Source organism: Arthrobacter cheniae, from assembly GCF_003602275.1.
In the GTDB taxonomy this organism is placed as follows: domain Bacteria; phylum Actinomycetota; class Actinomycetes; order Actinomycetales; family Micrococcaceae; genus Arthrobacter_D; species Arthrobacter_D cheniae.
This window is the reverse complement of sequence record NZ_QZVT01000005.1, coordinates 150,226-163,498: the sequence shown is the minus strand read 5'-3', so window position 1 is coordinate 163,498 and position 13,273 is coordinate 150,226. Positions and strand designations below refer to the sequence as shown.

The window sequence follows — 13,273 nt, the reverse complement described above, 5'->3', positions numbered from 1 at the left end:
ACACACCCGTGAGCGAGCCCGCCGAGTTCATCGACGAGTCACTGCAGTACGAGAGTTCATGGGAACGCGCGGAGGACCACGAACGCCGCTACGGCCCACACCTCGAGTACTACGGCGCGTCGGTCGGCGCCGTGCGCGGCACCATCCGCAACGCGGAGCGCCGCTACCCGGGACTCGGGCACGACGACGTCACCGCGCTCGCTTCCGAGCTGTGGTCCCGGCCGGTGTTCGAGCGACGATTGGCGGCCGTGGTCCTGCTGCAGTCGGCGGTGGAGCTCCTACGGCACTCGGACCTGACGCGCATCGAGGGGTTCCTCCGATCGGCACAGGTGCCCGAACTCGTGGATCCGCTCGCCGTCGACGTCGTCGGGCACCTCCTCCTGCGACTGACAGGACAGGATGCCGTCCGCGCCCGTGTGGTCCTGGACCGCTGGGCGAGTGCGGACGACGCCTGGTTGCGCCGCTCCGCCGTGCTCGCACACCTGCCCGCCTTCCGCGCGGGCACGGGTGATGACGCCTCCTTCCGCCGCACAGTGCGCCTGATCTCCGGAGCGCAGCAGGGGAGGGTGGTCGAGGTCGAGGAGGCGCTCGTCCTGGTGCGGGAGAGCGGAGCCCTCTGATGCCCGTCCCGCGGGCGACGATAGTGGCGCTGCCGTGGGCGTGCTTGTGAAGCGGCTTCCCAAAGCAGCTAGCGGATGTCGATGGTGCGGATGAGTTTGCCGCGCAGTGCCGGCACGAGGTGGTGGATGCCCATCATGCCGAGGCCGTATCGGCGGACCCGGCGCATTGATGTTGCGACCCTGAGGGCCGGGTCGATGCGCACGGCACCGTAGCCGAGACGACGCGAAACCAGCGTGGAGAACTCGATGTCCTCATCCCGCTCGTCGATGGAGGTCCGCGCGAATCCGCCGGTGGCGAGGTAGGCCGACGCCCGGACGGCCATGTTGTGCCCGACGACGAAGCGCAGGAACGTTGGGTCCAGATGCATGGCGGCCATCATGAGCCGCAGAAGCCTCAGGGCGCCGGGCATGAGCAGGTCATCCCCCCAGCGGTAGTACCGATCCCGCAACGGCACACTCGTACCGCCGACCAACTGCACCTCGGGGTGGCGCGCGAACAACCCGCGGATCCGCCCGGTCCAGTCCTCGGCGGGCTCGCTGTCCCCGTCCGTGCGGGCGATGATCGCGAAGCCGTCCGCGATCGCGGTACGGAAGCCGGTGTCGCACGCCGCTCCCGTACCCTTCTGCAGTTCACTGAGCACCGTGATGGCCAGGTCCGGGTGGGCGGCAGCGAAGCGCTGTACGCGCTGCACCGTGTCATCGGTCGAGCCGTTGTCCACCACGTAGATGCGCAGGTCGCCCCGGTCGCGCTGGCCGCGGAGTGCCTCGAGCGTGCGTGTGATGTCCGGTTCGTTGAAGGCGGGTACGACGACGGCGAGCGAGGCGGTCACGGGGTGTTCCTGACGGGGTGCGGAAGGGGCATGGCAGCGGATCCAGGTTCAGGGGACGTCGAGATCGTGTGCGGCGAAGGTGTAGCAGGACCGCAGGTCACCGGTCTCGTAACGCTGTGAGAACCAGGCCTGGCGCCGGGCGACACCACGGCCGCGTCCACGCCGGTCGCCGACCCTCGACGGGTCGAGCCGGGTGTTGTCGTTGAAGCTCATGCCTAAACCATAAGCCGACTTAGCGTCTGCCTGGGTACCGGTCGTTCGAGTGGTTCGCGCTATTCGAGGGGACGTTCCCAACGGGGCCACTGCGAGGGATTCGAGAGCACCGCCGGCGCACCGAGCTTCAGCGCGGCAAGGTTCTGTTCGAGGACCACGGCTGCCTTCTGGGCACCCGTGGACGTCAGGTGCACCTCGTCGGCGAGGAAGCCCTTCAGCTTGTGCGTCGTCAGCCAGTCACCCGGTGACACGAACGTGATTCCCCGCGAGGTCGCGAAGTCGCGGAGAAGGGCATCGACCTCGGCGCGGCGCCCACCGCCGTCCCGTGGGCTTCGGCTGAGTGTCCCGATCAGGACCAGCCGCGAGGTGGGGTACGTCCGCTCCAGGCCGAGAAGGAGGGCGTTGGCGCTGGCGAGGATGTCGCCGTCGGAGGCGCCGTTCGCGGCATCGTTACCGCCACCCTGTACGACGACGAGGGCCGGATCTCCGTGGGGCAGCACCCAGGCATTGCTGGTGAACGCGTCGTAGTAGTTCGCGGCGCCATTATGCTGACTGTTCGCGACGAAGCCGGTGCCACCAGCACCGGCGAAGCTCACGGTGTAGCCCAGCTGCCGCAGGGCTATCTGGGGCCAGGTATCCGGACCAGCGGCCTGGGAGTCACCGATCAGGACCGCGGTACGCCGGACATCGGGCACCACGATCTCGCGACGGCCCGTAGCAGGATTCTTGGCGAAGCTGCCCACCTGTGGTCTCACCACCGGTGGGGTCACAGGAGCGTTGACCGTCGTCGTACCGGTTGTCCTGGGGGCCGTGGCGCGCGATTCCGGCCCTGCGGGAAGGCTGACCCCGGGCGGCGTGAGCAGGGGGACGGCTCGTGGCGCTTCGGCGCTGATGACCGATGGCCTGTCCGGTGGGTTCGCGGCGGCGGGCGGCACGAAGCCTGCTACCACGGCCAGATTGAGCCCGAGTGCCATGACGGCGGCTCGGGAGGTGCGCTTCCGCACGCTGTCGCGGACCCCGGAGGGTCCCGTCGTCCTGCTGTTCATTGATGTCCGTTCCCGCCCTGAGCGCCCCCATGCGGCGTCCCCGGTACAGCCTATAGCGGGACGCGACGAAGCCCCGCCGGAATACTCCGACGGGGCTTCGCGGACCGTGCTTCTCGCTAGTGGAGCGGCGTGGGTGCGTCGTCGTCCTGCTGCGGTGTACGCACGAAGAACGAGGCGACGACGGCGAGCAGGAAGATGATCGCCCCGTACAGGAAGGCCGCCCTGATGCCACCGGCGAGGGCCGCGTCCGCAGCGACGCCCGTACGTGCCAGGGAGGTGCTCTGGATGGTCATCACCGAGATGAACAGGGCAGTTCCGGCGGCCCCGGCCAGCTGCTGCGCCGTACCGAACACGGCGCTCCCATGGGAGTAGAGGTTCCGCTTCACAGAGCCGAGGGCGGAGGTCAGCAGGGGAGTGAACATCAGTGCAAGGCCGATGCTGAGGAACACGTGCGCGACCAGGACCAGCTGGACGGGCGTCGTCTCGGTCACCTGGGTCATGGACCAGAAAACCGCACTGACGATGAACGCTCCCGGTACCAGCAGCACCCGGGGTCCACGGCGATCGTAGATACGACCGACGACGGGACCGAGGAGGCCCATGGCGAGACCACCGGGCAGGAGCAGCAGTCCGGAGATCAGGGGGTCCATGCCGAGGACGGTCTGCACGTAGATAGGAATCAGGATGATGGTTCCGAAAAGGGCCATCATGCTGACCGCGATGGCCACGATGGAAATGGTGAAGTTGCGCGAGGCGAAGACCCGAAGGTCCAGCAGGGCGGCGTCCTGCCGCTGCAGCATCAGCTGGCGCGCGATGAAGAGCCCGAGTCCGACGATGCCGGCGACCAGCGGGATCCATGCGGGGACGGCGCTTCCGGTGGAAGCCTCGCCCAACTGGCTCAGGCCGTAGATGATGCCGCCGAAGGCGACAGCGGACAGGATGACCGACGGGACGTCGATCGCCGACCGGCGGGGCTCCGTGACATTCTGCATCTTCGAGGAGCCGACGGCGAGGGAGGCGAGGGAGATCGGGAGGACCAGCCAGAACATCCAGCGCCAGTCGAGCACGCTCAGGATCGCGCCGGAGATGGTGGGGCCGAGCGCGGGAGCCACGGAGATCACGATGGAGATGTTGCCCATGATCTTTCCGCGCGAAGCCGGAGGGACCAGTGTCATGACCGTCGTCATGAGCAGGGGCATCATGATCGCCGTTCCGCTGGCCTGCACGACGCGGCCGACCACCAGGACGCCGAACCCAGGAGCCAGTGCGGCAATCAGCGTGCCGAGGCTGAAGAGACCCATGGCCGCCATGAACACCGGACGCGTGTTGAACCGCTGGAGCAGGTACCCGGTGATGGGAATGACGACGGCCATGGTCAGCATGAAGGCGGTGCTGAGCCACTGACCGGCGCCCACGGTGATGCCGAGGTCCTCGACGAGACGGGGGATCGCCACACCCATGATGGTCTCGTTGAGGATGACCACGAAGGCGGAGATCAGCAGGAGGGTGATGACCAGCTTGTCGCGCGGCGGGAGGGCGCCGTCGGCGGGAGAAGATGAGGGGGCCGGGGAGTAGGGACGCGTGTTCTGTGTGGTGGACCCGGCTTCCGGGGAGGCGGCAGCGCCGGGGGACGGAACCTCGGGGCTCGGGATCGCGTCGGAGACGCGGGACGGTGTGCTCTGGGTCATGGGGTCCGCTCGATTCGATCTGCTGCGCGGCTCGGCCGGGATCTAGCCGTCCGGGTGCCGCTGAACATGTGCTCTGTGGGACCGCTCAGGGAGCATTGGTCCGATCAATCATCTGAACTCCGGGACGGGGGAGTCTATTCCGTCCCGCCCATCCACGGGGCGCGTCCGTCGGCGCGGGTACCCGGATGCCCGGGAGATGGGAGCACGACTGCTCCATTAGCATAGGGCGGGTGCGACGCCCGGAGCTCCGGCTCCGGGCGTATTCCTGCCGGCCGGCGCACCACGAGCGCCCGGCTTTCATCGACGAAGGAGAGTCCTTGTGCCTGATGCTTTCTACCGCGAGCTCGGCGGGGGCAGATTCGCATCGACGATCAACGCCCAGGGCGCCTGAAACCCTGAAGAGCAACACATGGCTCCTATCTCGGGACTCCTGACGCAGTGCCTGCTCGAGTGCGAGCCCCGCGAGGGGATGCAGCTGAGCCGCCTGAGCTTCGACATCCTCGGCATGATCCCCGGGGGAGAGTTCGACATCTCCACCGCCGTCGTCCGGCCCGGACGCACCATCGAACTGCTGGAGGCGCGGATGGAGGCCGGTGGACGGACAGCCATCGTGGTGAAGGCCTGGCGCCTCAGCTCGCAGGACACCGCCGCCGTCGCCGCTGTCGAGGATCCACGCATCCCGGGGCCCGACGCGGCAGGGCCGCACGAGGGGATGACGGCGTGGCCGGGAGGCTTCATCCGCTCGCTCGAGGTCCGCGTGGTGCCCGGCCATCGCCCGGGGCGGGGACAGGTCTGGATCCGAAACCCCTACGCGATGGTGGACGGGAAGAAGACCTCCGATGTCGTGCGCCTCGTCGGCATGATGGACGCGGCCAACGGAATCGCTTCCCGGGTGCTGCCGGGCGGGGACAGCTGGATGTTCCCCAATGTCGACCTGCAGATCCACCTCCACCGCATGCCGTCCGGGGAGTGGCTCGGACTCGACACCCGGGTCACCTTCGGTGAGCACGGCGTGGGGCTGACCTCGAGCGTCGTCCACGACCTCGATGGGCCGTTCGGTCGGCTCGAACAGATCCTCACCGTCCGGAAGCTCTGAGCAGAAGCCGAGGCCCGGACGCCGCGGAATGCGCCGGGCCCGCCCCGGGTTGCACGGAGAACGGCCGCCCACGCACCACCCGGGCGCGGCGGACATCACACCCACGCGACCGTGGGACGTTTTCGAGGAAGAGGAATCATGCCCAAGGCAGTCTGGAACGGCAGTGTCATCGCGGAGTCAGCGGACACAGTGATGGTCGAGGGGAACCACTACTTCCCACCGAGCTCGATCACCGAGGAGTTCTTCGTACCCACGCAGACCAACACCGTCTGCCACTGGAAGGGAACGGCCAGCTATTTCACCCTGGAGGTCGGGGGCGAGAAGAACAAGGATGCCGCCTGGAGCTATCCGGAACCGAAGGAAGCGGCGGAGAACATCCGTGGTTACTACGCTTTCTGGAAGGGCGTCACGGTCAGCGAATAACCGACCGGACGCACGACGGCGCCGCACGGCGCACCAATGAAGGAGCACCATGAAGAACCGGAAACTCGGCAACAGCGGCACGTCGGTGTCGCACCTCGCGCTCGGCACGATGACCTTCGGCGCGGAATCGGACGAGGCCACGTCACACGCCATGCTGTCCGACTACGCGGCGGCGGGCGGAAACCTGATCGATACCGCCGACGTCTACACCGCAGGGACCTCGGAGGAGATCATCGGGCGATGGCTGGGCAAGAACCCGGCGGAGCGGGATCGCATGGTGCTCGCTTCCAAGGGCCGCTTCCCCATGGGCTCCGACGCCAACGACCTCGGCTTGTCCCGGCGGCACCTCCGCCGCGCACTGGATGCATCCCTGAGCCGCCTCGGGGTGGACCACCTCGACCTGTACCAGGTGCACTCGTGGGATCCCCTGACCCCGCTGGAGGAGACCCTCGGCTTCCTCAATGAAGCGGTGGTGCAGGGCAAGATCGGCTACTACGGTTTCTCCAACTACACGGGCTGGCAGCTGACGAAGGCGGTCATGATCGCGCGCCAGCGCGGGTACTCCCTCCCGGTCACACTGCAGCCGCAGTACTCCCTGCTGGTACGGGAGATCGAGGCGGAGATCGTCCCCGCAGTGCTCGACGCCGAGATGGGCATGCTGCCCTGGTCCCCGCTCGGCGGTGGCTGGTTGACGGGCAAGTACACCCGCGACACCGAGCCGACAGGAGCCACCCGGCTCGGCGAGAACCCCCAGCGCGGCATGGAGGCCTGGGAGAAGCGGAACGCGCAGGAGCGGACGTGGCGCATCATCGACACGGTGACCGGCATTGCGACAGAGCGTGCCGTCAACGCGTCACACGTGGCGCTGGCCTGGGTGGCCGCGAAGCCCGGTGTCACCTCGGTGATCCTCGGAGCGCGTACACAGGAGCAACTGGCCGACAACCTCGCCTCGGCGGACCTGCAGTTGAGCGCCGAGGAGCTCGGGCGGCTCGACGACGTCAGCGCCCCGACCTTCAGCGACTACCCCTACGGTGGCCCGGGCATCGAGCAGCGCAGTCGCGGCATCGACGGCGGCCGCTGACAGGTCCGCCCCGGCGGTAACAGCGCTCCGACGTGAAGGGCGTCGCAGACCAGGGGTTGGATGCGTCCGCGTGACGCGTTATCGTTCGAGCAATGACACGGGGTGTCCCTCCACCGGAGGGGCTGAGATAAGACCCGTCGAACCTGATCCAGCTCATACTGGCGAAGGGATGTCCTGCCGGGCTGTCAGCCCCGTACGTCCTCTCGCCTCCTCACGAGAGGCACACCGCTTGAGAAACGCCACAGAACGTCCCACCCCGACCGCCGGGCACACCACCGCCGAGGCCTGCGCGGGGCTGCTGGCCGACCTGCGCGATACCGCTCCGCTGGTCCAGTGCATCACCAACGTCGTGGTCTCCAACTTCACGGCCAACGTCCTGCTCGCGCTCGGTGCGTCCCCTGCCATGGTCGACATACCCGGCGAAGCCCGGCAGTTCGCGCCTGTGGCATCAGGGCTCCTGGTCAACCTCGGGACGCCCACCGGATCGCAGCGCGACGCGATGCTCGAGGCGTCGGAGGCAGCGGCCGACGCCGGGACCCCGTGGGTCCTCGATCCCGTCGCCGTCGGGTTCCTCTCCATCCGCACCGGGACCGCGAAGCTCCTCGTCACCCGGCGACCGACGATCATCCGCGGCAACGCGTCCGAGATCATCGCGCTCGCCGGCGCCGGGGAAGGCGGACGCGGGGTCGACTCCCTCGACGAGCCGGCAGCTGCCCTTGAGGCCGCGCGGCTGCTCGCCTCGCTGCACGGCTCCGTGGTCGCGGTCTCCGGGGCGGTCGATGCAATCGTCGCGCCGGGGGATGCCGTCATCAGGGTAGCCAACGGAACACCCCTGCTGACGCGCGTCACCGGCGGCGGATGTGCGCTCGGCGCCGTGATGGCCGCCTTCGCCGCACTCACCCCGGACGCACTGCTCGCGGCTACCGCCGCGACCGGCATCTACACGCAGGCAGCGGAGTCGGCAGCCGCAACGGCAGCCGGACCAGGGACCTTCGCGCCACTCTTCCTGGACGCGCTCGCCGCGATCACGCCCGACGACGTCGTGCGCGGCCTGAACCTGTCGGCAGGTGCCTGATGGGACGGCCGGACCCTTCCTCCTACCTTCCCCTCTACCTCGTGACCGATACGGCTCTGTGCTCACCGAGATCAGTGCCCGAGGTGGTCGCAGCGGCGATCTCCGGCGGCGTGACCTGCGTGCAGGTGCGGGACAAACAGGCGGGAGGACGTGAGCTGGTCGACCTCCTGGTCGCCGTGGCCGCCGCCGTCGACGGGAGGGTGCCCGTGCTGGTGGACGACAGGGTCGACGTGTTCCTCGCCGCACGCGCACGGGGTGCGCAGGTCCACGGCGTGCATGTGGGGCAGTCCGATATCCCCGCGGCACTCGTGCGGGAGATCGTCGGCGTGGACGCCGTCGTCGGATTGAGTGCCGCCACTCCGGAGCAGTTCGCCGTTACCGCTGCGCTTCCTACGGGCACCGTGGACTACCTGGGCGTGGGCGCAGTGCACGCGACCTCGACCAAGCCGGACCACCCCGCACCGCTGGGTATCGACGGTTTTGCGCACCTCGCGGCGACTGCGCACCTGCCCTGCGTCGCTATCGGGGGTATCAGCGGAGCGGACGCGGCGCCCCTGCGCCGGGCGGGAGCAGCGGGCATCGCCGTCGTGTCGGCCATCTGCGCCGCTCCCACTCCGGCAGGCGCGGCCCGAGCCCTGCTCACCGCATGGAACTCCTAGGAGCCGAAGGAGCATGCGGGATGACCCGACCTGCGCGGCCACCGGCGTCCTGTCCGGTCCTGATCGTCAATGCGCGGCAGCGCATCCGGGAATCCGCCGGTAGCCGAATCTGCGCCGAACGGCAACCAGGATCGCGCTGCCCCGGGAATCTAGAATCCGAGGTGTGGCAACGAGGAGGTCCGTGCTTGCCGGTGCGATGATCGCGCCGCTCCTCCTGACGGCCACGGCCTGTGAGGGAGATTCCATGGACGGCAGACGGCCCGAGGGCACGGCGGGGGATCCCGCCGTGCTGACAGCACGACCCGGGGCGGCGGCACCCGGTCCCACGAGGAAGCCCGGAGTGCATGCCCTCGGTGTCGCCGAGACGCGGGACGCGATCGTCTTCCTCCCCGAATCACTGGCGACCGATGCACCGGTTCCACTCCTCGTCGCGCTCCACGGTGCGGGCGGGGACGCGCAGGGCGGCCTGTCCGTCCTGCGCGCGGCGGCAGAACAGCTCGGCATCGCCATCTTCGCGCCGGCCTCACGAGGAACCACCTGGGACGCCATGCGGGGAAGGTTCGGCCCGGACACGGACGTCATCAACCGGGCGCTGGAAGAGATTTTCTCCTTCGTCCCGGTCGACCCGGAGCGGATCGGCGTGGCCGGATTCTCGGACGGTGCGTCCTACGCGCTGGGACTCGGCCTCGCCAACGGTGACCTCTTCCGCAAGGTGCTCGCCTTCTCCCCAGGATTCGTTCCGGCCGGGCCGCAGATCGGTCGGCCGGCGATCTTCATCGCCCACGGCACCAAGGACACCGTCCTCCCGATCGATGCCACGAGTCGACGCGTGGTCCCTGCCCTCGAGCGCCAGGGCTACGAGGTCGTGTACCGGGAGTTCGACGGCCCGCACACCGTCCCGTCGGCCATCGCGGTCGAAGCGGCGCTCTGGCTCGACTGGACTCCCACGCCCTGATGCGAGCGGCACCGACACCGGAAGGGCTTCCGGCGGAATCTGGCCGGATCCGGACGTGGCGTCTGCCGTTCGACCCACTGCCTACGATGGACGAATGAGCACTTCGTGGAACGGCGCAGGCGGGCTCGAACTCGTCACGGACCCCGCCTCCGTTGACGCCGCCGCAGAACTCGGCCGGGGGATCAGCCTCCTGCGCGACGTGGCGGACGGGAAACGCCCGCCGACACTCCGTCTCTACCGCCCGAGCCCCACGGTGGCTTTCGGGCAACGGGACGCACGGCTACCCGGTTTCGTCGACGCCGGCAGGGCCGCGGCAGACAGTGGTTTCGCGCCGCTCGTGCGCCGGGCCGGAGGTCGGGCGGCCGCGTACCACCGGGGATGCCTGGTCATCGACCACATCGAGCCGGCGCCCGACGCCGTCGCGGGGACGCATCTGCGGTTCGCGGCGTTCGGGAACTTCTTCGCGGACGTACTCGCCGCTGTAGGGATCGACGCACACGTGGGTGAGGTTCCCGGCGAGTACTGCCCGGGTGAGTTCAGCGTGCATGGGCGGCGTAACGGCGTCCCGGCCATCAAGCTCGTCGGCACCGCCCAGCGCGTCATCGCGGGAGCGTGGCTGTTCTCGTCCGTCGTCGTCGTCGAGGACTCGCGCCCACTGCGTTCCGTCCTCACGGATGTCTATGCGGCGCTCGGCCTCGGCTGGGAACCGGCGACCGCCGGAGCGGCCGAGGACCTGGTGCCCGGGGTCACCGTCGACGCCGTCCAGGACGCCCTGCTGGCAGCCTACGCCGCTGTCCTGGACCTGCACGCAGCTCCAGCGGAGGTGGCGTCCCGCCCCTCCTGACGGGAAGGGCAGGACGCCTGGCGCGGTCAGTGTCCGCGCTGGATCCACTCCTCGAGGTGTGGAGCCTCATCACCGATGGTGGTGCTGTCCCCGTGCCCGGTCCGCGCAATGGTGTCGGCGGGCAGGGTCAGCAGGCGGGTACGGATGGACTCGATGATGGTCGGGAAGTCGCTGTACGAGCGACCCGTGGCTCCCGGCCCTCCCTGGAAGAGCGTGTCGCCGGTGAACACCGTGCCCGCCTCCTCGAGGTAGTAGCACACGGACCCCGGCGAATGGCCAGGGGTGTGGAGTGCGGTGAGGGTGACCCCTGCGACGTCGATCGTGTCGCCGTCGCTGATCCACTGGTCCGGGCTGAGCTCGGGGAACACCATGTTCCACAGCTCCCGGTCGGCGGCGTGCAGGTAGATGGGAGCATGCACGACGTCGAACAGGTCCCGAACGGCCCGGATGTGGTCATCGTGGGCATGGGTCAGGAGGATCGCGCGGACAACCCTCCCGTTCACCTGGTCGACGATCGCCGCCGCGTCATGCGGTGCGTCGATCACCACGCACTCCACGTCGTCGCCGATGACCCATACATTGTTGTCGACGTCCCACGTGCCGCCGTCCAGCGAGAAGGTGCCGGAGGTGACGAGGTGCTCGATCCGCGCCGCCATCAGAGCTCCACCACCGAACGGAGGACGGTGCCGCCGTGCATCTTCTCGAAGGCCTCTTCGACCTGATCGAGGGTGATGCGCTCGGTGATGAAGGCGTCCAGGTCGAGGTTGCCCTGCAGGTAGTGGCTGACGAGCATCGGGAAGTCCCGGCTGGGCAGGCAGTCGCCGTACCAGGAGGATTTCAGCGAGCCGCCACGGCTGAAGACGTCGAGCAGGGGGAGCTCGAGGGTCATGTCCGGCGTGGGAACCCCGACGAGGACCACCGTTCCGGCGAGGTCGCGTGCGTAGAACGCCTGCTTGTAGGTCTCCGGGCGTCCGACGGCGTCGATCACGACGTCGGCCCCGTTGCCGCCGGTGAGTGCGCGGATGGCCTCGACCGCATCCTCCTCCTGGGAGTTGACGGCGTGCGTGGCGCCCAGGCCCTTCGCCAGGTCCAGCTTCCGGTTGTCGATGTCCACGGCGATGATCGTGGTGGCACCGGCGAGCTTCGAACCGGCGATGGCTGCAATGCCCACTCCGCCGGCGCCGATGACGGCGACCGAGTCCCCGCGGGAGACGTTGCCGGTGTTGATGGCCGCACCGATGCCGGCCATCACACCGCAGCCGAGCAGCCCCACGGCGGCGGCATCCGCTGCAGGATCCACCTTCGTGCACTGGCCCGCGGCAACGAGTGTCTTCTCCGTGAAGGCCCCGATGCCGAGTGCCGGTGACAGCTCGGTGCCGTCCTCGAGCGTCATCTTCTGCGTGGCGTTGTGGGTGTTGAAGCAGTACTGCGGCTCTCCTCGGCGGCAGGCGCGGCATTCGCCGCAGACAGCACGCCAGTTTAGGATCACGCGGTCGCCGGGGGCCACCGTGGTGACATCGTCGCCGACCGCGCTCACGACGCCGGTGGCCTCATGGCCCAGCAGGAAGGGGAAATCATCATTGATGCCGCCCTGCTTGTATTGGAGGTCGGTGTGGCAGACACCGCAGGTCAGGATGTCGACCAAGGCCTCACCCGGCCCCGGATCCGGCACCAGGATTGTCTCTATCGCGGCGGGGGCATCCTTCGCCCGCACCACGACGCCCTGAACTCTATGCACCATGTTCTTGCTGTCCTTCCGCTAGGAGCGGTGGTCCCGTCGAGGGAGCCACCGGTCCCAGCATATGGGGGACGGCCGGCGAGGGCGGGCAAGTGAGGCTAGACCGCGAGCTTCGTCTTCACCTCGGCGAGGGAAGGATTCGTGGCCGTGGTGCCATCGGGGAAGATCACCGTGGGCACGGTCTGGTTGCCGCCGTTCAGCGACTCCACGAGTTCCGCGGTCCCCTCGACCTGCTCGATGTTGACCTCGTTGTAGCCGATCCCCTGGGCGTCGAGCTGCGACTTCAGGCGACGGCAGTAGCCGCACCACGAGGTCGAGAACATGGTGATGGATCCGGCTTCTGGCGTGTAGTCCACGGTGCTCCTCAGGTCTGCGTGCGGTGGTCCCGCAGCTGTGTATCGATGGATGGCGGCTGATCTGCCCGCACACGCGTCAACACGGCGCGCCGCTGTGGCATTCCTTGCCCGGTGCTCCGCGAGGACACCTGCACCGGTAGGCTCACGGGATGGCCGGAGAAGACGAAGAGCAGAATGCACAGCAGTTGATGGCGGTACGTGACGCCATCAACGAGGTGGACGAGCAGATCGTGTCCCTGATCTCCCGCAGGGAGCGCCTCGTCCGCAGGGCGGGGACGCTGAAGCGCGACGACGCTTCGGTGCGCGCCCCCGCGCGCGTCGAGCAGGTCATCACGAACGTCCGCGGCTACGCCTCGAAGCTCGGTGTCGATCCGACGGTCGTCGAGCACACCTACCGCGCCATGATCTCGGCGTTCATCGAGTTCGAGCTGCGGGTGCGTCGGGAGCCCTGACGTCCGCTCCGCGCCACGCCGTAGGGCCGTGCGGTAGTCCGCCACGTTCCGCCGGAGGGCGGAGTCGACGCACGGCGGCGAGCTTGTTGGTCGGCCCCGCGGCCACCCGATACGATCAGGACGGCGATTCCCTGTCCTACCGGGAGGCGTCGCGCCCCGCAGGGGCACCCATCTTTCCCAGCACCGAGGAGACCGCC

The 13,273-nt window shown here is 68.7% G+C and carries 15 protein-coding genes, 1 pseudogene and 1 riboswitch; of the genes and pseudogenes, 9 read left to right on the top strand and 7 right to left on the bottom strand.

The window, feature by feature from the left end:
• Positions 1 to 8 precede the first annotated feature (8 nt).
• On the top strand, positions 9 to 620 hold the full coding sequence (locus D6T63_RS11020; protein WP_120149094.1) for a DNA alkylation repair protein: 612 nt from the start codon (positions 9 to 11) through the stop codon (positions 618 to 620).
• A gap of 68 nt (positions 621 to 688) precedes the next feature.
• Here D6T63_RS11020 and D6T63_RS11015 read toward each other — a convergent pair whose 3' ends face one another.
• The 4 genes from D6T63_RS11015 to D6T63_RS11005 form a co-directional block, all read right to left on the bottom strand.
• A complete protein-coding gene (locus tag D6T63_RS11015; protein WP_182976961.1) occupies positions 689 to 1,450 on the bottom strand; it encodes a glycosyltransferase family 2 protein in 762 nt (253 codons plus the stop codon).
• Positions 1,451 to 1,498: 48 nt separating this feature from the next.
• Entirely contained in the window at positions 1,499 to 1,663 is a 165-nt protein-coding gene (locus D6T63_RS19235) for a hypothetical protein (protein ID WP_182976960.1), read from the bottom strand.
• Between the two features lie 59 nt (positions 1,664 to 1,722).
• Positions 1,723 to 2,709, bottom strand: a complete 987-nt coding sequence (locus D6T63_RS11010; RefSeq protein WP_120149092.1) for an SGNH/GDSL hydrolase family protein — start codon at positions 2,707 to 2,709, stop codon at positions 1,723 to 1,725.
• Between the two features lie 116 nt (positions 2,710 to 2,825).
• On the bottom strand, positions 2,826 to 4,397 hold the full coding sequence (locus D6T63_RS11005; RefSeq protein WP_120149091.1) for an MDR family MFS transporter: 1,572 nt from the start codon (positions 4,395 to 4,397) through the stop codon (positions 2,826 to 2,828).
• Positions 4,398 to 4,716: 319 nt separating this feature from the next.
• Here D6T63_RS11005 and D6T63_RS11000 point away from each other — a divergent pair.
• The 7 genes and pseudogenes from D6T63_RS11000 (at position 4,717) to D6T63_RS10970 (ending at position 10,530) form a co-directional block, all read left to right on the top strand.
• Positions 4,717 to 5,493 (top strand): annotated as a pseudogene (locus D6T63_RS11000) (thioesterase family protein).
• A gap of 138 nt (positions 5,494 to 5,631) precedes the next feature.
• Positions 5,632 to 5,916, top strand: coding sequence for a DUF427 domain-containing protein (locus D6T63_RS10995; protein WP_120149089.1), 285 nt, complete (start codon positions 5,632 to 5,634; stop codon positions 5,914 to 5,916).
• A 49-nt stretch (positions 5,917 to 5,965) separates the two neighbouring features.
• On the top strand, positions 5,966 to 6,997 hold the full coding sequence (locus D6T63_RS10990) for an aldo/keto reductase (protein ID WP_120149088.1): 1,032 nt from the start codon (positions 5,966 to 5,968) through the stop codon (positions 6,995 to 6,997).
• An 88-nt stretch (positions 6,998 to 7,085) separates the two neighbouring features.
• Positions 7,086 to 7,184, top strand: a riboswitch (TPP riboswitch).
• Positions 7,185 to 7,226: 42 nt separating this feature from the next.
• A complete protein-coding gene (gene thiM / locus D6T63_RS10985) occupies positions 7,227 to 8,072 on the top strand; it encodes a hydroxyethylthiazole kinase (protein WP_235830690.1) in 846 nt (281 codons plus the stop codon).
• On the top strand, positions 8,072 to 8,731 hold the full coding sequence (thiE, locus tag D6T63_RS10980; RefSeq protein WP_120149087.1) for a thiamine phosphate synthase: 660 nt from the start codon (positions 8,072 to 8,074) through the stop codon (positions 8,729 to 8,731). Before thiM ends, thiE begins: the two co-directional genes overlap by 1 nt.
• 163 nt (positions 8,732 to 8,894) lie before the next feature.
• Entirely contained in the window at positions 8,895 to 9,686 is a 792-nt protein-coding gene (locus D6T63_RS10975; RefSeq protein ID WP_147394345.1) for an alpha/beta hydrolase, read from the top strand.
• A 94-nt stretch (positions 9,687 to 9,780) separates the two neighbouring features.
• A complete protein-coding gene (locus D6T63_RS10970) occupies positions 9,781 to 10,530 on the top strand; it encodes a lipoate--protein ligase family protein (RefSeq protein WP_120149085.1) in 750 nt (249 codons plus the stop codon).
• Positions 10,531 to 10,556: 26 nt separating this feature from the next.
• Here the strand turns inward: D6T63_RS10970 and D6T63_RS10965 are convergent, their stop codons facing one another.
• The 3 genes from D6T63_RS10965 to D6T63_RS10955 form a co-directional block, all read right to left on the bottom strand.
• On the bottom strand, positions 10,557 to 11,186 hold the full coding sequence (locus tag D6T63_RS10965) for an MBL fold metallo-hydrolase (RefSeq protein WP_120149084.1): 630 nt from the start codon (positions 11,184 to 11,186) through the stop codon (positions 10,557 to 10,559).
• Positions 11,186 to 12,271, bottom strand: coding sequence for an S-(hydroxymethyl)mycothiol dehydrogenase (locus D6T63_RS10960; protein WP_120149083.1), 1,086 nt, complete (start codon positions 12,269 to 12,271; stop codon positions 11,186 to 11,188). The genes D6T63_RS10965 and D6T63_RS10960 overlap by 1 nt, the downstream gene beginning before the upstream one ends.
• A 95-nt stretch (positions 12,272 to 12,366) precedes the next feature.
• Positions 12,367 to 12,624 carry a mycoredoxin gene (locus tag D6T63_RS10955; protein ID WP_120149082.1) on the bottom strand — a complete coding sequence of 86 codons (258 nt, stop codon included), beginning with the start codon at positions 12,622 to 12,624 and terminating at the stop codon, positions 12,367 to 12,369.
• A gap of 149 nt (positions 12,625 to 12,773) precedes the next feature.
• Between D6T63_RS10955 and D6T63_RS10950 the strand changes: the two genes are divergently transcribed.
• Entirely contained in the window at positions 12,774 to 13,076 is a 303-nt protein-coding gene (locus D6T63_RS10950; RefSeq protein WP_120149081.1) for a chorismate mutase, read from the top strand.
• The last annotated feature ends 197 nt before the right edge of the window (positions 13,077 to 13,273 follow it).